Origin of the sequence: Gordonia sp. VNK21 (assembly GCF_046098115.1) — a bacterium.
GTDB lineage: Bacteria > Actinomycetota > Actinomycetes > Mycobacteriales > Mycobacteriaceae > Gordonia.
The window spans coordinates 91,680-114,969 of record NZ_JBJURU010000005.1 but is presented as its reverse complement, the minus strand read 5'-3'; the positions used below and the strand labels follow the sequence as shown (position 1 = coordinate 114,969).

Here is a 23,290-nt window from a genome sequence, read left to right as displayed (position 1 = left end):
GACGCGACGGCCTGAAGTCACCGGTACTGCTAGCGCTCGCGCGGTGTGCGGTCGGTGGGCTCGGCGCCGGTATCGGTATCGGTATCGGTATCGGGCAGCTGGTAGCGCGCCCGGTAGTCCTGGGCGGTGGCGCTGATCCGCTCGATCTTCACCTTGTCGGCCAGGGCCGGATCGAGTCCGTTGTTGCGCAGCAGGTGCCGACGGTAGATCGGGCTGAGCGCCAGCTGGAAGTACACCAGCGGGATCAGGAGCAGCAGGATCATCAGCACCCGGATCAGCGGGGGTCCGGGGATGAAGGCCAGGCCCACGGCGATCGGCACGAACGGGATCAGCCCGCGCACCAGGTAGCGCCGCAGATTGCCCGGGCCGGTCACATCGCGCGCCACCCAGTCGCGCATCGACTCGGGCAGCGGCCGGCCCAGCAGATAGCCCACGCGCTGCATCGGGCCGGGACGGTTCTCACTCACGGTGCTGCTCACTCCACGGGGTCGAGTAGTCGGGGTCCGTTGTTGCTCACCCGATTGACCAGCGGGGACACCTCGCGGATCTCGATCGCGTCGACGAGCTCGCGGGCCGGTGGATGCAGCAGCGCCGGATCGGCCGGCGCATCCGGATCCAGCCAAGCATCCCAGAATTCGACCGGCATCACCAACGGCATCCGGTCGTGGATCCCGGCCAGGGCTCCGACCGCGGCGGTGGTGATGATGGTCGCCGACGACACCCACGCCGTGTCATCGCCGGCGGCGCGGGCCGCGGGCGGACGCCAGGCGCTCCACAGTCCGGCCATGAACAGCCGGCTGCCGTCGGCCGGGGACATGTAGTACGGGACCTTGACGGGTTTCCCACCCGGACCGGGCGGCCCGGCCCGCCACTCGTACCAGCCGTCCATCGGGATCAGCGCCCGCTTGCCGCGCGCCGACCTGGCGAACGCCGGCTTGTTCAGCACCGTCTCGGCCCGGGCGTTGACGAGCAGCGGTCCCGCGCCCAGCTCGGTGGTCCACGGGGGTACCAGACCCCAGCGCATGGCGCGCACCCGCAGCGCCGGGTCGTCGTCCGGCCGGCCGTGCTCGTGCCGGCGCACCACCGCCATCACCGTCTCGGTGGGGGCCACGTTGTAGTCCGGCCCGATCAGCCCGTCGGGCACCTCGTTGCGGGCGTCGATCTCCACCGCGAGACGGGCCGGATCGGTGCTCACCGCATAGCGTCCGCACATCGTCGGGCCACCTCCTCGATCACTCCATCCTGTCACGCGCGGAACAACCGGGCCGCCGGGGTTGTTGGGATGCAACGAACCGCCGGTCGTCCCGCGATCGGTGCAGGTGTGACGGAAAGCAGGTGCGACACGTGGGCAGTACCACCATCGAACGGCCCGGACGGCGCCGGGCCGGGGGCCGATCGCTAGAATTGGCCGAATACATCGCCAGCGAAGGGAACCAGGTGGCACCCGCCGATCAGCCTGCCGAGCAGCCCGGCCAGGAGGCTCCCCAGGAGACTCCGGAGGAGCTCAGCGCCCGCTTCGAACGCGACGCGCTGCCGCTCATCGACCAGCTCTACGGTGCGGCGCTGCGGATGACCCGCAACCCCGCCGACGCCGAGGATCTGGTGCAGGAGACCTATGTGAAGGCCTTCTCGGCGTTCTCCTCGTTCAAGGCCGGTACCAATCTCAAGGCCTGGATGTACCGCATCCTGACCAACACGTACATCAACTCGTACCGCAAGAAGCAGCGTCAGCCCGCGCAGTACCCCACCGACGAGATCACCGACTGGCAGCTGGCGGCCTCGGCCGAGCACTCGTCCACCGGCCTCCGTTCGGCGGAGATCGAGGCCCTCGACGCGCTGCCCGACGACGACATCAAGGAGGCTCTGGGCAAACTGCCGGAGGACTTCCGGATGGCCGTGTACTACGCCGACGTCGAAGGGCTCCCGTACAAGGAGATCGCCGAGATCATGGACACGCCGATCGGGACCGTCATGTCGCGTCTGCACCGCGGCCGCAAGCAGCTGCGGGATCTGCTGGCCGACGTGGCCCGCGAACGCGGGATCGGCGTCGACCGCAGCGAGCCGAGCGAGGCGAACCGATGAGCACCAGCGAGATCACCCCCGGCGGTGACGACGAGGAGTACCAGCTCGACTGCTCGGCGGTACTCGCCGACATCTGGCTGCTGCTGGACAACGAATGCGACCAGAACGCCCGCGCCCGCCTGCAGAGCCATGTGCAGGGCTGCCCGTCGTGCCTCGAGCACTACGGCATCCAGCGGCAGCTCAAAGAGCTCATCGGCCGCAAATGCGGCGGCGACGCGGCTCCGGAGGGACTGCGCGAGCGGCTCCGGGTGGAGATCCGGCGCAGCGTGACCGTCCGGCAGACCACCATCCGGGTGCAGCCGCAGGAGGCACCGGCCCCGGGCGAGGAGAACTGAGAGACAGCCCGGCAGACGACAGCGGCCCGGCACCCCGTGAGGGGGCCGGGCCGCTGTCGTCCGTGCCGGCCGGCACGCGATGGCCGTAGGGCCGGATCAGGCGTTGGGCCGCTTGCCGTGGTTGGCGGCGTTCTTCTTCCGGCTGCGCTTCTTGCGTCCGCGCTTACCCATGACGGACCTCCTCTTGATGATCGATCGACGTTCCGTGCGATTCTTTCACGCTTGCGCCGGTCAGCGTTAATCGCCTCAGGCGATACGATGCTCGCCATGGCAGAAGACGTGGTCGCAGAAATCGTCGCCACCGTGCTCGAGGTCTCCGCTCAGGCGGGGCAGCGGGTGGCGGTCGGCGACACCCTGGTTCTGCTCGAATCGATGAAGATGGAGATCCCGGTGCTCGCCGAGGACCCCGGGGTGCTGGCCGAGGTGACGGTGAACCCGGGCGATGTGATCCAGGCCGGCGACGTGATCGCCCGCTACCGCGACTGAACCGGCGCGGCACCGATGGCCACCCTGCACGACCTGCTCGCCGAGCACACCACCCTCTCCGACGGCGCCGCCGGGCACCTGCAGCGGCTGGTCGCCGAATGGCAGCTGCTCGCGGACCTGTCGTTCGCCGACTACGTGCTCGCCGTGCGCGGCGAGGACGGGGTGCCGGTGTATGTGGCCCAGGTGCGGCCGAACACCGCCTCGACGCTCTTCCAGCAGGACGAGGTGGGGCACCGGGTGGACTCCCCGGCCAGCCCACAGGGCGGCAATCCGCTGATCGGGAAGGCCTTCGGCACCGGCCGCATCGAGCGCGAGAGCCTGCCGACCCGGTTCGGGGCGCTGCTCATCGAGCGGATCGCGGTCCCGGTCAGCTATGCCGGCGAGGTGATCGCGGTACTCGGCCGGGCCGGCGACGCATCCGGCAGCCTGCCGCCGTCGCCACTCGAATCGGCGTACCGCGATGCCGCCGATGCGCTCTGCCAGATGGTCCTCGAGGGCACCTTCCCGCTGGTGGAGGCCAACACCCTGGGATTGTCGACGCCGCGCGCCGGTGACGGCTTCATCCGACTGGGCCAGGACGGGCGGGTGACCTATGCCAGCCCCAATGCGCTCTCGGCGATGCATCGGATGGGCTGGACCACCGACCTGGGAAGCGTGCCGATCGCCGCGGCCTTCGGCGAGGTGCTCACCGACCCGTTCGAAGCGGACGACGTGGCCGACGCCGTCGCGGCGGCCTGCGGCACGGCCGGGCACAGCGAACTGCCCGACCCGGAGACCGCGCTGCGGATGGAGCTCGATGCACGGCGGGCCAGCATCCTGGTGCGGGCGGTGCCGCTGCGCTGCCAGGGCAGTATCCGCGGGGCGATCCTGCTGATCCGGGACGTCACCGAGGTCAAGCGCCGAGATCTGGCGCTGCTCAGCAAGGACGCCACCATCCGGGAGATCCACCACCGGGTGAAGAACAATCTGCAGAGCGTCTCGGCGCTGCTGCGGCTGCAGGCGCGCCGGTCCGGGAACCCGGAGGCGATCACCGCGCTCACCGAGGCGGTCCGCCGGGTCAGCTCCATCGCGCTGGTGCACGAGATGCTCTCCGGCAGCGTCGACGAAGAGGTGGACCTCGACGCCGTGGTCGATCGGCTGGTACCCACCCTGGTGGACGTCGGCTCGCCGCAGGACAGCGCCGAGCCGGTCCGCGTCGAGCGGGTCAGCCGGCTCGGCGTGCTGCCGGCCGATCTGGCGATGCCGCTGGTAATGGTGCTCACCGAGGTGATCCAGAACTCCATCGAGCACGGATACACCGGGGAGGCGCCGACGCCGCGGATCGTGATCGACGGTGAGCGGGACGTGCGCGGGCTGACCGTCCGGGTCGCCGACAACGGCAAGGGCGTCGGCCCGGACTTCGATCTGGCCGCCTCGGACCGGTTGGGACTGCAGATCGTGCGGACCCTGGTGGCCAACGACCTGCAGGGGACCATCGACATCGGTCCGGCCGGCGAGGGCTTCGCCGGCCCGCAGGGGACCGGTACCCGGGTGACCCTGACCCTCCCGCTGCACTGACCTCTTCCTCGAGCCCGACCCCGCCCGGCACAGAAGGAACCCGGCCGCCTCGGCGGCCGGGTTCCTTCTGCCAGGTGCAGGTGGGCCCGGCGAGCGGGCCCGACGTGTGTCAGACGGCGCTGCGGGCGCGGGTGCGCGCGTTGCGGCGCTTGAGGGCGCGACGCTCGTCCTCGCTCATGCCGCCCCAGACGCCGGCGTCCTGGCCGGTCTCGAGGGCCCAGCTCAGGCACTCGGCGGTGACCGGACAGCGCTGACACACGAGCTTGGCATCGGCGACCTGCGCGATGGCCGGGCCGCTCGTTCCCACCGGGAAGAACAGTTCCGGGTCCTCATCGCGGCAGATGGCCTTATGGCGCCAATCCATGACATATCTCCTTCAAAGCATGACTCTGTGCGTGCCGGTACGCGCGGCACGTGTGAAGCCGTTGGTCCTTATGGGCTGGAACCGACAAATCTCGCACCTAGCAGAGCGCGCTGAAGCAGCGCACATGGGGGGTGGTGTTTGTGGTCTGCAACAGTTGTACTACCCTGCGACGACGCTTGGCTAGAGGTGACGACGGATTGCCGGATAGATCACAAGTGGTTGCAATCAGGCGAATTCTTATTTACCCATGGGTAACACGGTGGCCGGCGGCGCCACGACGTCCAGCACGTGGCGGCGGCAGCCGAACAGCATCTCGCTGTGCCGGCCCAGGTAATCGCCGTCCATCTGCACGTCGGCCGGTTCCTCGCTGGTGAACCGGACCCACTCGACGTCGTCGTCGCGGAACAGGTGTCCGGCCCGCGGATCCTTCGATCCGGTGAGCAGTTTGCTGCCCAGGACCGAGTTGCGCAGCACACCGATGGAGGTCGCCGCGAAGACGCCGAGACCGTGATCGAAGTCGGTGCCCGGATTGGTGCGGATGGGCCGGGCGCCCAGATAGGTCCACGGGCCGGTGTTGCTGACGAAGCCGAACCGCACACCGGTCAGCGGCTCGTGCTCGGGCACCTCGACGGTGAAGGTGGGCGAGGGGTGCGCCGAGGAGAAGAACGAGGCGACCGTGGTGAACAGGTACCGCTGCGCGGTGGCCTTCTTCCCGGCCTGGCGCTTGTCCTCCATCTGGCGCACCACGATGGCGTCCATACCCATGCCGGCGTTGAACAGGAACCAGCGGCCCAGCGTGTGGCCGAGGCTGATGGTGCGGCGCTGGCGGGCGTCGAGCATGTCCATCAGCTGCCGGGTGGCCACCAGCGGATCGCGGTCGATGCCCAGGGCCCGGGCGAAGACGTTGGCGCTGCCGCCGGGCACCACGCCGAGTGCCGGCAGGCTCGCCGACGGGGGCAGGTCGCTGCGGTCGGGGTGGCCGAGCAGTCCGTTGGCCACCTCGTTGACCGATCCGTCGCCGCCGTGCACCACCACCGCGTCGTAGCCCTCGGCCGCGGCCCGGGCGCCGAGCTCGCCGGCGTGGCCGCGGTGCGTGGTGTGCTCGACGTCGACGTGATAGCGCGCGGCGAGGGTGTTGTCGAGCGCGTCCCGTCCCGCCGGGGTGGTGAAGGTGGCAAAGGGATTGGTGACCAGCATGACGCGCACGGGTGACCACGATACCGGTGGTCCCCGGAAGGTGCCGCATCCGGCGTGCCCCTTAGGCTTGAGCGTGTGACTACTCCCGCAGCCCACGACGACCGGCCGGTGCCGGTGCCGTCCACACTGCGCTGGGCCGGCGGGACCATCGCCGTCGAGGGGCTCGCCGGCGTCGTCGTCGCGATCGTCTACATCGTCCGGGAGGCGAGCGGCCACCACGAGGCCTCCATCAGCGGCTACGGATCGGCCGCCTGGTTCGGCATCATCGGCGGCGGGGTGCTGGCCGGCGGTATCGCACTGACCCGCGGCCGCCGCTGGGGCCGGGGCGTGGGTCTGATCGCCCAGATCCTGCTCATTCCCGTGGCCTACGCCCTGCTCACCAGCAGCGGGCAGCCCTGGATCGGCGGGCCGCTGCTGGTGGTGGTGCTCGCGACGCTGGTCATGCTGTTCGCCCCGGCATCGCTGGCCTGGCTGGCCGGTGAGGATCTGCCGCCCGACGCGTAGGCTCCCCGGCCCGCGATGCGTGCACGGTCACCGTATGGTTGAGCCATGACGACGCGCACACTGGCCATCGCGAACCAGAAGGGCGGAGTGGCCAAGACCACCACCGCCGCGTCCGTGGGAGCGGCCCTGGCCGACCTGGACGTCTCGGTGCTGGTGGTGGATCTGGATCCGCAGGGCTGTCTGACCTTCTCGCTCGGGCACGACCCCGACCAGCTCACCACGTCGGTGCACGACGTTCTGCTCGGGGCCGAGGACATCGCCGATGTGCTGCTCGACACCGACGACGGGGTGACGCTGCTGCCGGCCACGATCGACCTGGCCGGTGCCGAGGCGCTGCTGCTGATGCGGCCGGGCCGCGAATACGCCCTCAAGCGGGCGCTGGCCGAGGTGTCCGAGGACTACGACGTGGTGCTGATCGACTGCCCGCCGTCGCTGGGCGTGCTCACCCTCAACGGCCTGACCGCGGCCGACGAGGTGGTGGTGCCGCTGCAGTGCGAGACCCTCGCGCATCGCGGGGTGGGGCAGCTGCTGCGGACGGTCACCGAGGTGCAGCAGATCACCAACCCGGAGCTGACCATGCTCGGCGCCGTCGCCACGCTCTTCGACGCCCGCACCACGCACAGCCGGGACGTGCTCTCGGATGTGGCCGACCGGTACGAGCTGCCTGTGCTCGATCCTCCGATCCCGCGCACGGTGCGCTTCGCCGAGGCCTCGGCCTCCGGCGCATCGGTGATGCGGGGCCGGAAGAACAAGGGCGCCACCGCCTATCGCGCCCTTGCCAAGAACCTGTGGGAGCACTGGAACGGCGCCCCGCTGGGCACCTTCGAACTCGCCGTCTGAGCCGGGCGGGCCGCACAGAGCCGCCGGCGGCCCGGCCGCGGCGCCGGTGTGTGCGGGTCAGGACTGCGGCGCGTCCGGCCCGAGCACGACCACCTCGTCGCCGCGCTGCTCCACCACGTACGGGCCGATCACCCGCAGTGAGACCGGGCCGGTGTAGTCGCCGCGGTCCACCGGGATGCGCCGCACCTGCTTGCCGTCGGCGGCGTCGCGCACGCTCACCGCGCCGGGAACCGGCACCAGCAGCGCGCTCGAGTACTCGCCGGGACCGATCGCATCGGTCAGCTGATAGCGCGCCTGCCCGGTGGTGGTGTCGACGACGACGGTGGCCGCGCCGGTGTAGAAGGTCGCCAGATACTGCGAGGTGATCGGGTGACTGCCGGCCGGTGCCCCGGGGGTGCCGGCCACCTGGTGGGTGCTGACCTGAACGGCTTCCGGGGTGAACACCCGGATGCTGGGGGAGGCGCCGGGGGCGGGCGCATCGGCCCCTCCGTCGTAGACGGTCACCGCACTCGATCCGACCGAGATCAGGGCCGGCGGCGGACCCGAGGAGGTGGCGGTGATCGGCTCCGAGCCCCATTCGGTGATGGCCTCGTCGCTGTCGAGGCTCGCGCCGAGCACCGTGAGCCGGTAGCCCGCGTCGCCGTCGCAGCGCTCGATCACCGCGATCCGGCCCTCGCCGGGCAGGGCGGAGAAGAACTCGCAGTTGCGGCGGTCGGGACTGACGTCCGGATTGACCGGGGCCGTCACCCGCCCGTACTCGATGCCGCGCACCAGATTCGATCCCCAGGTCTCGAGCCGGTGGTCGCCCGCGGCGAGCACCCAGCTGTTGTCGGTGCTGAGCTGCACGCGGGAGTCGGCATCGCTGGTGCGGGTGGCCAGACGCAGACCAGAGCTCGCGTTCAGGGCGGTCACCTCGCTGCAGCCGCGGCTGTTCCGGAAGACGGCGAGCGCCTCGTTGTCGCCGCCCGGCCAGGCGGCGATCGCCGCGCACAGCGGCTCGGCCCGCCGGTAGCGCCAGAGCACGGCGCCGGTGTCGATCGCCCGTCCGGTCACCGAGTGGCCGTCGGCGATCACCACCGAGGCCTGGGCCACCGCCGGCAGATCGGTGGCCGCCGACTTCGCCCGCCACAGCTCGTGCAGTTCGAATGGCGGCTGATCACCCGGGACCGGAGCGGTCGGGGTGGTGGTGGCCGTGGTCAGTTCGGCCTTGCGGGCCGGGCTGGTGAGCCAGAGCAGCAGCCCGGCCACCAGCACGCACACCACGATCACCGCGGTGATGATCAGATCCAGCCGGGTACGCCGTTCGGGCGCGATGCGGGCAGCCATCCGTGCGGCGTCGCCGGGGGACTACTCGCCGCCGGCGGGCGCGGACTGGGCGGTGCCGGACTGGCTACTGCCGGACTGGGCCGGCTTACCGCTGCCGCCGGAGCGGCGGCGGCGACGCCGGCGCGGACGCGACGGGCCTTCGCCGGACCCCTGCTCGGCATTCTGCTCGCCGGCCGGACCGCCGGCGGGCTTGTCCGCCGCGCTGCCGCCGGATGTGCCGCCGGCCGGGCGGTCGCTCGCGGGCTTGCCGCCGCGCGTGCGCTGCCGGCTCCGCTGGGGGCGGTTGCTGCGCTCGGCGCGGGCGCGCTTGCGCTCCTCGTCGGTGCGGGTGGAACTCCCGATCCGGCCGGTGGCGCTCTCCGGGATGCCCAGTTCCTCGCGCAGATGCGCCGAGGTGGAGTACGTCTCCGCCGGCTCCGGCCGGCCCAGGTCCAGGGCCTTGTCGATCAGCGCCCAGCGATGCAGCTCGTCCCAGTCGACCAGGGTGATCGCGATACCGGTGCGGCCGGCGCGGCCGGTGCGGCCGATCCGGTGCACGTAGGTCTTGTCGTCGTCGGGGCACTGGTAGTTGATCACATGCGTGACGTCGTCGATGTCGATGCCGCGGGCGGCCACGTCGGTGGCCACCAGCACGTCGACGGTGCCGTCGCGGAATTTGGTGAGCGCCTTCTCGCGGGCCACCTGGCCCAGATCGCCGTGGACGGCGGCCACCTTGAAGCCGCGCTCGGCCAGATCGTCGGCCACCTTCTGAGCGGTGCGCTTGGTGCGGGTGAAGATCATCGTCGCGCCGCGGCCCTCGGCCTGCAGGATGCGGGCCACCAGTTCGGCCTTGTCCAGGGCGTGCGCCCGGTAGACGTACTGGGTGGTGCGCTCGTGCACCGCCGAATCGTTGGCCTGCTCGGCCCGGATGTGCGTGGGACGGTTGAGGAAGGTCCGGGCCAGGGTGACGATCGGCCCGGGCATCGTGGCCGAGAAGAGCATGGTCTGGCGGCCCGCCGGCAGCGCACCCATGATGCGCTCGATGTCGGGCAGGAAGCCCAGGTCGAGCATTTCGTCGGCCTCGTCGAGGACCAGGATCTCCACCTTGCCCAGGATCAGGTGGCCCTGCTGGGCCAGATCGAGGAGACGGCCCGGGGTGCCGACCACCACGTCGACGCCGGCCTGGAGGTCGGCGATCTGCGAGTCGTACGGCCGGCCGCCGAAGATGGCGGTGAGCTTGATCGGCCGTTCGGTGCCGTCGGCCAGGGTGACGGTCACGCCCTTGGCGGCCACCTCGAGGTCCTCGTGGACCTGGATGCACAGCTCGCGGGTCGGGACGATGATCAGCGCGCGGGGGGTGGTGTCGAGCGGGCGGACGCCGCTCTGCTCGGCGTGCACCAGGCGGTGCAGCAGCGGAACACCGAAGCCATAGGTCTTGCCCATACCGGTGCGGGCCTGGCCGATCAGGTCGCTGCCGCCCAGCGCCAGCGGCAGGGTCAGTTCCTGAATGGCGAAGGTGTGCGTCTTGCCGTCGGCGAGCAGCGCCGCCACGATCGCATCGTCCACGCCCAGTTCGGCGAAGGTCGGCGCGGTGTGGTCCTCGGCGACGATCGTCGTCTGCACGCCGTCGGCGCCCTCGGTGGTGACGGTCTCGGTGGGGTCGGCGGCCGCCGTCCCGGCGGCTGTCGTCTCGGCGGAATCGGTAGCGGGGATCTCAGTGGTCATGGGTGAAGTTGGTGCCTCTCATGGTGCGTGCACGCACACATGGCAGGCGCGGGCGGAACCCCGGTCCCGATGCAGGAGAGGATCGCCGGCGTGCGCTCTTGCTGGTGCGCGCTCATAGCGGGACGCGGGTGCTTTCATCGGTGTCGCCGCGTGGGCGGCGGGCCCCCGATCGTGCCGGGGGCGACCTGCGTCTGGTGAGAGTGTACCGCGTTGCTTAGGCTGACACCCATGGCGAACTCCTCCGATGCTGCGGTGAAGCTGTACGAGATCTTTCTGGCGGGCGAGGCGGCGGCCGTGCATCGGCTGATCGACGAGTACGCGATGGCGCCGTCGACGGCCGACCGGATCGCGGTGACCCGGCTGATCGCGTCGGAGTGCGCGCATTTCGAGGAACTCGCCGAGAAGGTGCGCGAGGCCGGTCACGCGGTGGACGCGGCGGTGGACCGGCATGTGCAGGTCTTTGAGAAGTATCACCAGGTCACCACGCCGAGCACCTGGCTCGAGGTGCTGGTGAAGATGTACATCGGCGACGGTCTGGCGGCCGACTTCTTCGCCGAGGTGGCCGGGGTGCTGCCGGAGGGCTCCCGGGAGATCTTCGCCTCGGTGATGGGGCAGACCACCTCGTCGGACTGGGCCCGCGACGCGGTGCGGGCGGCGGTGGCCGCCGACCCCGCGGTGGCGGCGCCGCTGGCGCTGTGGGGTCGCAGGCTGCTCGGCGAGGCGATCACCCACATGCAGTGGGTGCTCGCCGAGGACGAGGAGGTCACCGACTTCCTGTTCGCCGGCGCCGGATCGCTGACCAGCGTGGCCGGCTTCTTCGATTCGATGGCCCAGCGGCACGCCGCGCGGATGGCCGACCTGTCGCTGGCCTGAGCCCCGCTACGGCCCGGGCCCGGGGCCCGGCCCGCCCGCGCGTGGGCATCGGCGCGCTGAGATACCATCTGCGGCATGAGCGTTGAGGTCAAGATCGGTATTGAGAACAGCCCGCGTGAGCTGGCCCTGGTGTCCAAGGAAGCCGAGGACAAGGTCTACAAGGCCGTCGCCGCGGCCCTCGACGGGAAGACCGCGGTTCTCGAGCTGACCGACGACAAGGGCGTGCGGGTGCTGGTGCCCGCCGCCAAGGTGGCCTACGTGGAGGTCGGCAGCACCGAGTCCCGCAAGGTGGGCTTCGGCGCGTCCTGACCGGGGCGGCGGCGACTCAGGCCTGGTCGGAGTCGCCGCCCTCGAGCCGGTTCCGCGGGACGCCGGCCAGTCCCGACCACAGCAGGGTGACGGTGGTCTCCACCGCGGAGGCCTTGTCGATGGGACGGTTGGCCTCGAGCCAGTAGCGGGCGTTGGTCTGGCTGGCGCCGACCAGTCCGGCCGCGAGCATCCGGGACCGGTACGGGTCCAGGCCCGAGTCGGTCATGACCAGCCCGTGCACGGCGTCCACGCAGGCCTCGGTGGCACCCTCGACCCGGCGGATCACCGCCGGGTCTTTGGCATCGGAGGAGAAGATCAGCCGGTAGCCGGAGTTGTCCTCGTCGATGAAGTCGAAGAAGGCGCCCACCGCGGCGCGGACGCGCTGATGGTTGTCGGTGGTGGTCAGCAGCGCCCGGTTCACATCGGAGACCAGCTTCTCGGCATGCGAGTCGACCACCGCGATGTAGAGGTCGAGCTTGGACGGGAAGTGCTGGTAGAGCACGGGTTTGCTGACTCCCGCGGCGGCGGCGATCTCGTCCATCCCGGCGGAGTGGTATCCGCGTTCGACGAAGATCTCGCTGGCGGCCTCCATCAGTTGACGGCGCCGCGCGCTGCGGGGCAGGCGGGTGTTCGGACGGGCACCGGAGGAGGCGCCCGGAGCCGTGGAATCGGCAGTCGGCATGGAGACAGCGTACTCGGTGCCCGGTGAGGCCCGGCCCCCGCGCACCCCCGCCATCGGGATGCTCATGTGAGACGAGGGGGCGGCTGTGAGACAGTTGTGAAGTGACCGGAACTTCGCAGCCTGGGCCGACGCGGCCCCGACGCCCACGGCCCGACCAGCCGTTGCGCGCCCGCTGGGACCCGATCGCCGAGCGCGACGACGCCGCCGAGCGGTCGGGGGCCGGCAATCCGGTGGTGCGCTTCTTCCACGACTTCGGCTGGCGCGCCTACGCCGTACCGGTGCTCGCGGTGCTCACCGTGGCGCTGATCGTGGTCACCGCCGTCAACGCCGGAGACGACGGCGGCAGCGAGGCCGCGCCGACCGACCCCAACCTGCGCAACACCGAGGTCACCACCGAGACCACCGCGATCGGCGCACCCACCGGTCCGATCAACGATGCGGCGCTGCCCGCCGGGCAGCTGCCCGACGGCGGGCCGTTCACCCGGGCCGGAGACAAGGACTACAGCGTGGTGCGCGGCACCACCGGCAAGATCGGTACCGGCAGCGAGGTCTACACCTACACCGTCGAGGTGGAGAAGGGCCTCGATCCGACCGACTACGGCGGGAACCAGGCCTTCGCGAAGCTGGTCGACACCACCCTGTCGAACCAGAAGAGCTGGATCGGCGACGGCAAGGTGGCGTTCCGGCGGATCGACTCCGGCGAGCCGGATCTGCGGATTTCACTGATCTCGACGGACACGGCCCGCGAACTGTGCGGCTACCAGATCAAGCTGGAGACCTCCTGCTTCTATCCGCCGGAGGGGCGGGTGGTGCTCAACGAGGCCCGGTGGATCCGTGGGGCCACCGCCTTCGGCGGCGACGACCTGACCTACCGGCGCTATCTGATCAACCACGAGGTGGGCCACGGTATCGGCTATGAGCACCACCGGCCGTGCGAGCACGAGGGCGCGCTCGCGCCGATCATGATGCAGCAGACCTTCGGCACCGCCAACAGCGAGATCATGGCGCTCGATACGGACATGGCGGCCGACCGCTCGCTCACCTGCCGGCCCAACGCCTGGCCCTACCCGGACAAGTAGCCGGTGGCCGTGCCCGCCATGCCGCCCGTCCCCTCACCGCCGCCGGTGCCCGCGCTGCCACCGCTGGTCGAGCCCGGCCCGGAACTGAGCCGCGACGAGATCGCCCGGTACAGCCGGCACCTGATCATCCCGGACGTCGGGACCACCGGGCAGCGCCGGCTGAAGAACGCCCGGGTGCTGGTCATCGGGGCCGGCGGCCTGGGCTCGCCCACCCTGCTCTACCTGGCCGCGGCCGGCGTCGGCACCCTGGGCATCGTCGACTTCGACGTCGTCGACGCATCGAATCTGCAGCGGCAGATCATCCACGGCGTGGCCGACCTGGACCGGCCCAAGGCACAGAGCGCCCGTGAGTCGATCGCCGCGATCAATCCGCTGGTGACCGTGGTGCTGCACGAGGAGCGGCTCGATGCCGAGAATGCCGTCGACCTGTTCTCCCGCTACGACCTGATCCTCGACGGCACCGACAACTTCGCCACCCGGTATCTGGTCAACGATGCGGCCGTGCTGGCCGGACGCCCCTACGTGTGGGGTTCGATCTACCGGTTCACCGGTCAGGTCAGCGTGTTCTGGGAGGCCGCCCCGGACGGCCGAGGCCTGAACTACCGGGATCTGTATCCGCAGGCCCCGCCGCCGGGCATGGTGCCGTCCTGCGCGGAGGGCGGCGTGCTGGGCATCCTGTGCGGCACCGTCGGCTCGGTGATGGGCACCGAGGCGATCAAGCTGATCTGCGGGATCGGGGAGCCGCTGCTGGGCCGGCTGCTCATCTACGACGCGCTGGCGATGAGCTTCCGCACCGTGACGGTGCGCAAGGATCCCGGCGGCGCCCCGGTCACCGGGCTGATCGACTACGACGACTTCTGCGGGGTGGTCCCCGACGACGTGGCCGCCGCAGCCGACGGCGCCGCGCTGAGCCCGCGCGAGCTGGCCGCCGAGCTGGCCGCCGCCGACCCGCCGGTGCTGATCGACGTGCGCGAACCGGTGGAGTGGGAGATCGTGCACCTCGACGGGGCGCGGCTGATCCCGCGGGACCGCATCCTCTCCGGCGCGGCGCTCGGCGAGCTGCCGCACGACCGGCCGATCGTGCTCTACTGCAAGACCGGGATCCGCTCGGCCGAGGCGCTCGCGGAGCTGCGCCGCCGAGGCTTCGGGCAGGTGCGGCATCTGCAGGGCGGGATCGCCGCCTGGACCGCGCAGGTCGACCCGGGGCTGCCCGCCTATTGAGCGGCGTGGCCGCTGTCGCGGTGTCGCTACCAGGAACAGGGCGTTGTCCTGGGTAATCTGACCGCGTGACCATGATCGCCGAACCGCCCGCCCAGGTGCTCACCACCTTCGGCCTGACCGCACATCCGCCGATCGCGATGGACGGCAGCGGTCTGGGTGGCTGGCGGGTCGGCGAGGTGGTCCTGACCATGGTGCCCGACCGTGCGCGTGCGGCCTGGTCGGCGACGGTCCGCGAGAACCTGTACGTCGAGGGGATGCGGATCGCGCGGCCCATCCGGGCCACCGACGGCCGCTACGTGGTGTCCGGCTGGCGGGCCGACACCTATGTGGCCGGCAGTCCCGAGCCGCGGCACGACGAGGTGGTGGCGGTGGCCGACCGTCTGCACGAGGCGCTCGCCAAGCTCGAGCGCCCGCGCTTCCTGCTGCAGCCGCCGGCGCCGCCGTTCACCGACGTCGACGTCTTCGTGGCCGCCGATCGCGCCGCCTGGGAGGAACACCCGATGCGCTCGGCGCGGGCGGCCGGGATCGCGCCGCCGGAGAGCGAGGACGGCCGGCAGTCGGTCGCGGTGCTGAGCACCCTGGCCGGACTGCGCCGGCCGGTCGAGCTGCCCTCGCAGGTGATCCACGGGGATCTGTTCGGCACGGTGCTGTTCGCCGGTGCCGCGGCCCCCGCGATCACCGACATCGTGCCGTACTGGCGGCCGGCGTCGTACGGGGCGGCGGTGACCGTCGTCGACGCGCTGGCCTGGGGCGGTGCCGACGAGGAACTCATCGAGCGCTGGACGGATCATCCGGACTGGCCGCAGATGTTGTTGCGCGCCACCATGTTCCGGCTCGCCGTGCACGCTCTGCACCCGCGGTCGACGGCCGGTGCGCTGCCCGGCCTGCTGCGGGTGGTGGACCAGGTCCGGCTGCTCGTCTGAGCCCTCGCCGCCGAGACCGGTCCGGCTACGGACCATCGCCGTCGACGCCGATCCGGCACCGGCGCAACACGACTCGATCGTCGACGATGGGAACCCCTTCGGCGGCAAGCAGTTCGAGCTGACGTCGACGCACTGGGGCCGCCGGCCGACCCGATGCGGTGATCACCCGATGCCAGGGAAGATCTCCGCCGTCGGTCCGCAGCACCCACGAGGTGAGCCGCGGACTGGGCAGGCCGGCCTCGTCGGCGATGTCGCCGTAGGTGCGGACCCGGCCCGGCGGGATGGCCGCGATCAGCGCCCGCACCAGTTCCACCTGCTCCTCGGTGATCGCCGCCATCGGCTCAGCTCCGCGCGGCTGCGGCAGTCAGCGCGGCCCGCACCAGCTCGCCGCAGCGCTCCGGGGCCAGCAGCGGCACCATGTGCTCGGTGTCCACGTGGTGAACGCGTACCGAGGGCAGCTGCGCCGCGGCGCTGAGGAAATCGGCGGAGAGGAAGGGCGGCTGCACCCGGTCGGCCACCACGATGTCGGTGGGCACCCCGGCCGGCGGGAGCAGCGGCGGACGGGCCATCTCCGACCAGGCCACGCTGGTCGCCGGCACGCACACCCGCCACATGTGCCGGTCGGGCCCGGCCACCAGATGCTCGTCGATCTCGGCGGCGAGCACCGCCTCGGGCACCGCGCCCCAGCCCTCCGCGCGTTTGGCGGCGGCCGCGGCCGCCGGATCCGGATAGCCCCAGTGCGCGACGGTCGCCTCGGCCATCGCCCCGGCGTGCTCGGGGTCGAGTCCCTGCGCCGGATCGAGCAGCACCAGGGCGTCGATGCGATCGGGCCGGTCGTGGGCCAGGGTCAGCGCCACCAGTGCGCCGAAGGAGTGGGCGACGATCACCACCGGCTCGTCCGGCCGCGACTGCGCGTCGAGGACCTGTCCGACGGCGGCGGCGTGATCGGCCAGGCCCCACGGCGGCGTCCACGGCGAACGGCCGTGGCCCAGCAGATCCGGGGCGATCACCCGGGCCTGCGGGAGCTGCTCGCGCTGCAGCGACTCCCAGCGCCGGCCGTGCCCGGTGAGCCCGTGCAGGGCGAGGACGGCGGGGCCGTCGTCCGGACCGAAGAGATGGGTGTGGAGCATGTGGTCAGCCTAATCCCGGACCTGTCGCAGGCCCGTGCTTCCATGGGGGCGTGAGCAGAACCACCACCCGCCTCGTCGCCGCGCCGGCACCGCCGCCGCCGGCGCCGCGGTCGTGGCCGGAGCCGGTCGCCGCACTGATCGCCGGACCGCACAGCGGCTCGCCGGAGACGCCCTGGCAGCCGTACCTGGTGCACGGCGGGCCGGGCACCGGGAAGACCAGCCTGCTGATCGACACCGCGGTCGCCCGGCTGGCCGCCGGTGCCGACCCGGAATCGGTGCTGGTGCTCACCGGCAGCCGCCGCGCCGCCGCCGAGGTCCGCGAGCAGATCACCGCCCGGCTGCTGACGGATGCCGGGGGAGGGGGTCAGACCGGTGCGGCCCTGCGCGAGCCGCTGGTGCGCACCGTGCACTCCTACGCCTTCGCGGTGCTGCGGCTGCAGGCCTCCGACCGCGGGAATCCACCGCCGCGGCTGATCACCGGCTCCGAGCAGGACGTGGTGCTGCGCGAGCTGCTGGCCGGCGACATCGAGGACGGCGCCGGCTACTGGCCGGAGTCGCTGCGGCCCGCCCTGGGCACCGACGGTTTCGCCCAGGCCCTGCGCGATCTGCTGATGCGCTCGGCCCAACGGGGCCTGGGCCCGGAGGATCTGCGCGCCCTGGGCCGCCGGCACGGCCGCCCCGAATGGGTGGCGGCCGGCCGGGCCTACGCCCAGTACGAGCAGACCATGCTCCTGCGCGCGGCGGTGGGCCACGAATCCCCGGAGGCGATGACCGCCGCGGTCGATCCGGCCGAGCTGGTCGGCTCGGCGCTCTCGGCACTGCTCACGGACGCGGCGCTGATGGCCGGGCAGCGCGCGCGGATCCGGGTGCTGCTCGTCGACGACGCCCAGCATCTGGATCCGCAGGCGGCCCGGCTGGTGCAGCTGATCGGCACCGGCACCGATCTGACCGTGATCGCCGCCGACCCGGATCAGTCGGTGTTCTCCTTCCGCGGTGCCAGCGATGCCTTCGTCGACGAGCTGCCCACCGCCGGCACCGACCGCGACCTCACCCTGACCGTGGGCCACCGCAGCACCGGGCGGGTGGCCGCGGCCGGTGCGGCGCTCGCGGCCCGGCTGCCGGGTGCGCGCCGGCACCCGTATCCGGTGCCGGCCGGCGGCGGCCCGCAGCGCGACGGTCACGCCGCGGTGCGGGTCTTCGCCTCGGCGGCCAAGGAGGCCACCGCCGTCGCCGACACCCTGCGCCGCGCCCACCTCTTCGACCAGGTGCCGTGGTCGGAGATGGCGGTGATCGTCCGGTCGGTCCCGCGGGCGCTGCCGGCCCTGCGCCGGGCGCTCAGCTCCGCCGGGGTGCCGGTGGTGACTCCGGCCAGCGATCTGCCGCTGCACCGGCAGCGGGCCGTGGAGGCCTTCATGCTGGCGCTCCAGGCCGCCGACGACGACCGGCCGCTGCCGCCGGAGGAGACCACCACGCTGCTGTCCGGGCCGATCGGCGGCGCGGACCCCGGGCAGCTGCGCCGGCTGCGGCGGGGTCTGCGCCGGCTGGCCGGCGACGACGCCCCCGACTCGCTCACCCTGCTCGCCGAAGCGCTGGCCGATCCGCAGCGGCTCGAGACGGCGCTGGCCGGGCTCACCGACTTCGAGGTGCGGCCGCTGGCGCAGACCGCGGCGGTGGTGCAGGCGGCGCGGCGCGCCGAACGCTCCGGCGCCGGTATCGAAGAGACCCTGTGGGCGGCCTGGCAGGCCAGCGGACTCGAACGCACATGGACCGCCCGCTCGCTGCGCGGTGACCGGTCCGGGGAGCAGGCCGACCGCGACCTCGACGCCGTGATGGCCCTCTTCGAGGCCGCCGCCGCCTTCGCCGACACCGCCCCGGCCGCCGGGATCGGCGGCTTCCTGCACTACCTGCGGCAGCTGCAGATCCCGCGGGAGTCGCGGGTGCCCACCGTGGCGGGCGAGGCCGTGTCGATCCTGTCCGCGCATTCGGCGGCCGGCCGGGAATGGGAGGTGGTGGCCGTCGCCGGGGTGCTCGACGGACTGTGGCCGTCACTGCGCAGCCGCGGCAGCGTGCTGTCGACCCCGGCCCTGATGGACCTGCTCGACGGAGTCGCGCCCGACGGGGCCGACACCGTCTCCCGCGGCGCGGTGATGCTGGCCGAGGAACGCCGGCTGCTGCTGGTGGCGTGCAGCCGGGCCCGGAGCCGGCTGCTGGTGACCGCCGTCGAGGACGGCACCGGCGATGCCTCGCCGTCGCGCTTCGTCCCGGAGATCGCCGACGCCCTCGGCGGCTACGGCGACGGCGCCGACGAACACGGCGAGACACCCGACCAGGTGCCGGTCGACTCCGGGATCCGGCGGCTGCTCGCGCTGCCGTCGATGGTGGCCGAGCTGCGGTCGGTGCTCGCCGACCCGGATGCGGCCGGTCCGCGCCGCGGCGAGGCCGCGCGGCTGCTGGCCCGGCTGGCCGCCGAACAGGTGCCCGGCGCCGACCCCGCCGACTGGTACGGCCTGGCGCCGGTGAGCACCGAGGCCCCGCTGTGGCGGCCCGAGGACGGGCCGCTGGCACTGTCGCCGTCCAACGTCGAATCGCTGAGCCGCTGCTCGCTGCGCTGGATGCTCGAACGGTACGGCGGCCGCGACGGCGATGCCGCGCAGGCGGTCACCGGAACGCTGGTGCACACCCTCGCGCAGGCCGTGGCCGGCCGGCTCGACCACACCGAGGTGACCGCCGCGCTGCGCGCCATCTGGGACCGGGTCGACTCGCCGGCCGCCTGGTTCAGCGCCCGTGAACTGGCCCGCGCCGAGACCATGCTGGTCAACTTCCGGCAGTGGCTGACCACCTCCCGGGCCGAGCTGAGCGAACTCGGCGTCGAAGTGGGCCTGGAGGCCGCCGTGCCGGCGGGCGAACCCGGTGACGAACTGCCCGTCACCCTCATCGGCCGCATCGACCGGCTGGAGACCGATCGCGACGGGCGGCCGGTGGTGGTGGACGTGAAGACGGGCAAGACGGTGATCACCGCCGCCGACGCGCAGGAGCATCCGCAGCTGGCCGCCTACCAGCTGGCCCTGCTGCTCGGCGGGGTCGAAGGCGTGCCGGCCGGCACCGCCGGCGGCGGCCGGCTGGTCTACGTGGCCCAGCCCAACCAGAAGACCGGCGCCGCCCAGCGCAGCCAGGACCCGCTCACCCCCGAGCAGGTCGACGAGTGGATCGGGGTGGTGCGCTCGGCGGCGCGGGCCGGGATCGGTCCGCGGTTCACCGCCACCGTCAACCCCGGCTGCACCCACTGCGCCCTGCAGACCTCCTGCCCGGCCCAGCTGCGCGGAAAGGCGGTCACCGATGACTGACCCCGTCCCCGGCCCGCGCATCGGCGCCCGGGCCCTCGCGGCCGCCCTGGGCCTGCCGCCGCCCACCGACGAACAGGTCGCGGTGATCGAGGCTCCCAGCGAACCGATGCTGGTGGTCGCCGGCGCCGGCGCGGGCAAGACCGAGACCATGGCCTCGCGGGTGGTGTGGCTGGTGGCCAACCGGATCGTCGCCCCCGACGAGATCCTCGGTCTCACCTTCACCCGCAAGGCGGCCAGCGAGCTCGGTGCCCGCATCCGCCGCAGGCTGTCGATGCTGGCGGCGAGTCCGGCACTGCGGCAATGGCATCCCGACGGTGAACTGGCCGCGGTGCTGCGCAGCGCCGACGCCGAGGTGAGCACGTACCACGCCTACGCCGGCCGGCTGATCGCCGACTACGGCCTGCTGCTGCCGGTGGAGCCGTCGGCCACCCTGCTCTCGGAGACCGAACTGTGGCAGCTGGCGTTCTCGGTGGTCGCCTCCTGGCCGGAGGAACTCGACACCGCCAAGGTGCCGGCCACGGTCACCGAGGCCGTGCTGCACCTGTACTCGGAGATGGCCGAACATCTGGTGGACGACGAGGCGCTCGCCGCGGCCGGCGACGACCTGCACCGGCTCATCGACACCCTGCCCAAGGGACCGCGGCAACGGGCCGAACCGAGCAAGAAGCTGCGTGACGTGCAGGCGGTGATCGACGAACGCCGGCTCTTCCTGCCGCTGGTGCAGCGGCTGCGTGCGGTGATGGCCGAACAGGGCGCCCTGGACTTCGGCAGCCAGATGTCGCTGGCCGCCCGCCTGGTCACCGGGCATCCCGAGGTGGTGGCCGCCGAACGGGCCGGCATCAAGGCGGTGCTGCTCGACGAATACCAGGACACCGGGCACAGTCAGCGGGTGCTGCTCTCGGCGCTCTTCGGCGGGCTGCCGCCGAGCGGGCAGGTGCCGGTCGCGGTGACCGCCGTCGGCGATCCGATCCAGTCCATCTACGGCTGGCGCGGCGCCTCGGCGGCCAACCTGCCGCGCTTCGCCCACGACTTCCCGCGCCCGGACGGGCGCCCGGCCCCCCGCCGGGAGCTGCTCACCAGCTGGCGCAACTGCGCGAGCGCGCTGTACCTGGCCAACGAGGCGTCGGCGGCGCTGCGGGCGCGCGGGGTGCCGGTCAGCGTGCTGCGGGCCCGCCCCGACGCCCCCGACGGACGGGTGGAGCTGGCCCTGACCGAGACCGTCCTCGACGAACGCACCTGGATCGCCGACCGCATCGAGGACTGCTACCGGACCGCCGACGCCGACGGACAGGCCCCGCCCACCGTGGCGATCCTGGTGCGCCGCAACGACGATTCGGCACCGCTGGCCGCGATCCTGGAAGAACGCGGCATCCCGGCCGAGGTGGTCGGCATCGGCGGCCTGCTGCACGTCCCGGAGATCACCGACATCGTCGCCACCCTGCGCCTGATGGCCGATCCGCTCGCCGGCAGCGCCGCCATGCGGCTGCTCACCGGTGCCCGCTGGCGGCTCGGCGCCGCCGACCTGGCCGCGCTGTGGCGGCGGGCCCGGGAACTGGCGGCGGCCCGCACGGTGGTCGCCGGCGGTGCCGTGGAGAGCCGGGAACAGCTCGACGAGGCGCTCGCCGCCGCCCTGCCCGCCGAATCGGTGGAGACCGCCGGCCTGGCCGACGCCCTCGCCGACCCGGGGGAGGAGCACCGCTACAGCCCCGACGGCCACCGGCGCATCGTCGCCTTCGGCCGGGAACTCGAGCGGCTGCGCCGGCGCATCGGTCAGCCGCTGCCCGAACTGGTCGCCGACGTCGAACAGACCATCGGGGTGGCCGTGGAGGCCCAGGTGCGGGCACACAGGATGCGTGGCCGGACCACCGGACGCGAACATCTCGACGCCTTCGCCGAGTACGTCGCCGGCTACGCCGATCGGCCCGGCGCCACCCTGCCGGGGTTGCTGGCCTTCCTCGACGCCGCCGAAAGCGTCGAGAAGGGTCTGGAGGCCGGTCAGGTGGAGGTGGCCGAGCAGCGGGTGCAGATCCTCACTGTGCACGCCGCCAAAGGCCTGGAATGGGATGTGGTGGCACTGCCGCATCTCGCGCGCGGCATCTTCCCGAGCGGCAAATCCGACAGCACCTGGCTGGGCTCGCCGCGCGAGCTGCCGGCGCAGCTGCGCGGCGACGTCGCCCACGGCGACGAGGCGGGCTTCCCGGCACTGAACCTGGGAGCGGTGGGCGACCGCAGGGAACTCGAGGAGGCGCTGGCCGCTCACAAGGAGGACATCGCCGACCGCCGGCTCGACGAGGACCGCCGGCTGCTCTACGTGGCGCTCACCCGGGCCAAGGACACCCTGCTGATCTCCGCCCACCACTGGTCCGAGACCGGGGACAAGCCGCGCGGCGGCTCCGACTTCTACCTCGAACTCGCCGAGCTGGTCGCGGCGGCGCGAGAGCCGCATCGGCTGCGCATCGCGGTCGACGCTCCCGCACCCGAGGACGGGGCGCTCAACCCGCTGGCCGCCGAACCGGTCACCGCGCCGTGGCCGCCGGAACCGGACGGACCGCGCCGGGCCGCCCTCGCCGAGGCCGCCGCCGCGGTCGGCGCCGCCCGGGCCGCCGCCGCGCCCGACACCGACGATCCGGAGATCCGGGCCTGGCGCGACGAGGTGGACCGGCTGCTCGACGAGCACCGGCGGACAGGCTCCGGGGTGGTGGACGTGCCGCTGCCGGGCCAGCTGTCGGTGAGCCAGCTGGTGGATCTGCGGGCCGACGAGGCCGCCTTCGCCGCCCGGCTGCGCCGGCCGGTGCCCTTCCGGCCCAATCCGATGGCGCGCCGCGGCACCGCCTTCCACGCCTGGGTGGAGCGGCGGTTCGGCGCCACCCGGCTGCTGGACCTGGACGAACTTCCCGGCGCCGCCGACGACACCGCCGTCGACGACGACCTCGACGTGCTGCGGGCGGCGTTCCTGGCCTCGCCGTGGGCCGACCGGACCCCCGTCGACGTGGAAGTGGGCTTCGAGACGGTGATCGGCCGGGCCGTGGTGCGCGGCCGGATGGACGCGGTCTTCGCCGACGGCGACGGCTGGCTGGTGGTGGACTGGAAGACCGGAGCGGTGCCCGAACCGGCCCGCCGCCCGGCGCTGGAGATCCAGCTCGCCGCCTACCGGGTGGCCTGGGCGCGGCTGGCCGGTGTGGACCCGGCGCAGGTGCGCGCGGCCTTCGTCTACGTCCGCCACGGCTACACGCTCGAACCCGAGTCGCTGCCCGACGCGGAGGCACTGGGCGAGATGCTCTCCGCCGCACCGTCGGTGATCGAGTAGCCTGCAAAGCTGTGACCATACGATCGG

The 23,290-nt window shown here is 72.5% G+C and carries 23 protein-coding genes; 13 read left to right on the top strand and 10 right to left on the bottom strand.

What is annotated here, in order from left to right:
- Window positions 1–29 precede the first annotated feature (29 nt).
- Together ACJMNC_RS07365 and ACJMNC_RS07360 are read right to left on the bottom strand one after the other, a co-directional pair.
- Window positions 30–467, bottom strand: coding sequence for a DUF5313 family protein (locus ACJMNC_RS07365; RefSeq protein WP_408947292.1), 438 nt, complete (start codon window positions 465–467; stop codon window positions 30–32).
- A gap of 8 nt (window positions 468–475) precedes the next feature.
- Window positions 476–1,213, bottom strand: a complete 738-nt coding sequence (locus ACJMNC_RS07360; RefSeq protein WP_408947291.1) for an SOS response-associated peptidase — start codon at window positions 1,211–1,213, stop codon at window positions 476–478.
- 131 nt (window positions 1,214–1,344) lie between these two features.
- On the opposite strand from ACJMNC_RS07360, the gene ACJMNC_RS07355 reads away from it, so the two are divergent.
- Window positions 1,345–2,082 carry a sigma-70 family RNA polymerase sigma factor gene (locus tag ACJMNC_RS07355; protein ID WP_408947290.1) on the top strand — a complete coding sequence of 246 codons (738 nt, stop codon included), beginning with the start codon at window positions 1,345–1,347 and terminating at the stop codon, window positions 2,080–2,082.
- Window positions 2,079–2,417: a mycothiol system anti-sigma-R factor gene (rsrA, locus tag ACJMNC_RS07350; RefSeq protein WP_408947289.1), complete on the top strand. Its 339-nt coding sequence runs from the start codon at window positions 2,079–2,081 to the stop codon at window positions 2,415–2,417. Before ACJMNC_RS07355 ends, rsrA begins: the two co-directional genes overlap by 4 nt.
- Window positions 2,418–2,513: 96 nt before the next feature.
- Here rsrA and ACJMNC_RS07345 read toward each other — a convergent pair whose 3' ends face one another.
- A complete protein-coding gene (locus ACJMNC_RS07345; RefSeq protein ID WP_371865352.1) occupies window positions 2,514–2,588 on the bottom strand; it encodes a 50S ribosomal protein bL37 in 75 nt (24 codons plus the stop codon).
- Window positions 2,589–2,684: 96 nt separating this feature from the next.
- Here ACJMNC_RS07345 and ACJMNC_RS07340 point away from each other — a divergent pair, with 96 nt between their 5' ends.
- Together ACJMNC_RS07340 and ACJMNC_RS07335 are read left to right on the top strand one after the other, a co-directional pair.
- Window positions 2,685–2,903: a biotin/lipoyl-binding carrier protein gene (locus ACJMNC_RS07340; RefSeq protein WP_408947288.1), complete on the top strand. Its 219-nt coding sequence runs from the start codon at window positions 2,685–2,687 to the stop codon at window positions 2,901–2,903.
- Window positions 2,904–2,918: 15 nt separating this feature from the next.
- Complete coding sequence (locus ACJMNC_RS07335) at window positions 2,919–4,460, top strand: sensor histidine kinase (RefSeq protein ID WP_408947287.1); 1,542 nt, start codon at window positions 2,919–2,921, stop codon at window positions 4,458–4,460.
- 109 nt (window positions 4,461–4,569) lie between these two features.
- On the opposite strand, the gene ACJMNC_RS07330 is transcribed toward ACJMNC_RS07335, so the two are convergent.
- A complete protein-coding gene (locus tag ACJMNC_RS07330) occupies window positions 4,570–4,824 on the bottom strand; it encodes a WhiB family transcriptional regulator (RefSeq protein ID WP_062393655.1) in 255 nt (84 codons plus the stop codon).
- Window positions 4,825–5,061: 237 nt separating this feature from the next.
- Window positions 5,062–6,030 (bottom strand): diacylglycerol/lipid kinase family protein, encoded by a 969-nt coding sequence (locus ACJMNC_RS07325; RefSeq protein WP_408947286.1) that lies wholly within the window; start codon window positions 6,028–6,030, stop codon window positions 5,062–5,064.
- A 66-nt stretch (window positions 6,031–6,096) separates the two neighbouring features.
- Between ACJMNC_RS07325 and ACJMNC_RS07320 the strand changes: the two genes are divergently transcribed.
- Window positions 6,097–6,525: a hypothetical protein gene (locus tag ACJMNC_RS07320; protein ID WP_408947285.1), complete on the top strand. Its 429-nt coding sequence runs from the start codon at window positions 6,097–6,099 to the stop codon at window positions 6,523–6,525.
- Window positions 6,526–6,570: 45 nt separating this feature from the next.
- Window positions 6,571–7,365 carry a ParA family protein gene (locus ACJMNC_RS07315; RefSeq protein ID WP_408947284.1) on the top strand — a complete coding sequence of 265 codons (795 nt, stop codon included), beginning with the start codon at window positions 6,571–6,573 and terminating at the stop codon, window positions 7,363–7,365.
- A gap of 57 nt (window positions 7,366–7,422) precedes the next feature.
- Here the strand turns inward: ACJMNC_RS07315 and ACJMNC_RS07310 are convergent, their stop codons facing one another.
- On the bottom strand, window positions 7,423–8,691 hold the full coding sequence (locus ACJMNC_RS07310; protein ID WP_408947283.1) for a hypothetical protein: 1,269 nt from the start codon (window positions 8,689–8,691) through the stop codon (window positions 7,423–7,425).
- Window positions 8,692–8,712: 21 nt separating this feature from the next.
- Window positions 8,713–10,395 (bottom strand): DEAD/DEAH box helicase, encoded by a 1,683-nt coding sequence (locus tag ACJMNC_RS07305; RefSeq protein ID WP_408947282.1) that lies wholly within the window; start codon window positions 10,393–10,395, stop codon window positions 8,713–8,715.
- A gap of 228 nt (window positions 10,396–10,623) precedes the next feature.
- On the opposite strand from ACJMNC_RS07305, the gene ACJMNC_RS07300 reads away from it, so the two are divergent.
- On the top strand, window positions 10,624–11,268 hold the full coding sequence (locus tag ACJMNC_RS07300) for a ferritin-like fold-containing protein (protein ID WP_408947281.1): 645 nt from the start codon (window positions 10,624–10,626) through the stop codon (window positions 11,266–11,268).
- Between the two features lie 75 nt (window positions 11,269–11,343).
- Window positions 11,344–11,577 (top strand): DUF3107 domain-containing protein, encoded by a 234-nt coding sequence (locus ACJMNC_RS07295; RefSeq protein WP_408947280.1) that lies wholly within the window; start codon window positions 11,344–11,346, stop codon window positions 11,575–11,577.
- 16 nt (window positions 11,578–11,593) lie between these two features.
- On the opposite strand, the gene ACJMNC_RS07290 is transcribed toward ACJMNC_RS07295, so the two are convergent.
- Window positions 11,594–12,259 (bottom strand): TetR/AcrR family transcriptional regulator, encoded by a 666-nt coding sequence (locus tag ACJMNC_RS07290; RefSeq protein ID WP_408947279.1) that lies wholly within the window; start codon window positions 12,257–12,259, stop codon window positions 11,594–11,596.
- A 101-nt stretch (window positions 12,260–12,360) separates the two neighbouring features.
- On the opposite strand from ACJMNC_RS07290, the gene ACJMNC_RS07285 reads away from it, so the two are divergent.
- The 3 genes from ACJMNC_RS07285 to ACJMNC_RS07275 all read left to right on the top strand — a co-directional run bounded on the left by ACJMNC_RS07285 (window position 12,361) and on the right by ACJMNC_RS07275 (window position 15,482).
- The gene (locus tag ACJMNC_RS07285) at window positions 12,361–13,338 is read left to right on the top strand and encodes a DUF3152 domain-containing protein (protein ID WP_408947278.1); all 978 of its coding nucleotides are present in this window, start codon (window positions 12,361–12,363) and stop codon (window positions 13,336–13,338) included.
- 18 nt (window positions 13,339–13,356) lie between these two features.
- Window positions 13,357–14,559, top strand: coding sequence for an adenylyltransferase/sulfurtransferase MoeZ (gene moeZ / locus ACJMNC_RS07280; RefSeq protein ID WP_408947393.1), 1,203 nt, complete (start codon window positions 13,357–13,359; stop codon window positions 14,557–14,559).
- A gap of 71 nt (window positions 14,560–14,630) precedes the next feature.
- On the top strand, window positions 14,631–15,482 hold the full coding sequence (locus ACJMNC_RS07275; protein WP_408947392.1) for a TIGR02569 family protein: 852 nt from the start codon (window positions 14,631–14,633) through the stop codon (window positions 15,480–15,482).
- A 25-nt stretch (window positions 15,483–15,507) separates the two neighbouring features.
- On the opposite strand, the gene ACJMNC_RS07270 is transcribed toward ACJMNC_RS07275, so the two are convergent.
- Window positions 15,508–15,819: an MGMT family protein gene (locus ACJMNC_RS07270; RefSeq protein ID WP_408947277.1), complete on the bottom strand. Its 312-nt coding sequence runs from the start codon at window positions 15,817–15,819 to the stop codon at window positions 15,508–15,510.
- 4 nt (window positions 15,820–15,823) lie between these two features.
- On the bottom strand, window positions 15,824–16,612 hold the full coding sequence (locus ACJMNC_RS07265) for an alpha/beta fold hydrolase (RefSeq protein WP_408947276.1): 789 nt from the start codon (window positions 16,610–16,612) through the stop codon (window positions 15,824–15,826).
- 50 nt (window positions 16,613–16,662) lie between these two features.
- Between ACJMNC_RS07265 and ACJMNC_RS07260 the strand changes: the two genes are divergently transcribed.
- On the top strand, window positions 16,663–19,956 hold the full coding sequence (locus ACJMNC_RS07260; protein WP_408947275.1) for an ATP-dependent helicase: 3,294 nt from the start codon (window positions 16,663–16,665) through the stop codon (window positions 19,954–19,956).
- Window positions 19,949–23,263 carry a UvrD-helicase domain-containing protein gene (locus ACJMNC_RS07255; protein WP_408947274.1) on the top strand — a complete coding sequence of 1,105 codons (3,315 nt, stop codon included), beginning with the start codon at window positions 19,949–19,951 and terminating at the stop codon, window positions 23,261–23,263. The genes ACJMNC_RS07260 and ACJMNC_RS07255 overlap by 8 nt, the downstream gene beginning before the upstream one ends.
- Window positions 23,264–23,290: the final 27 nt, after the last annotated feature.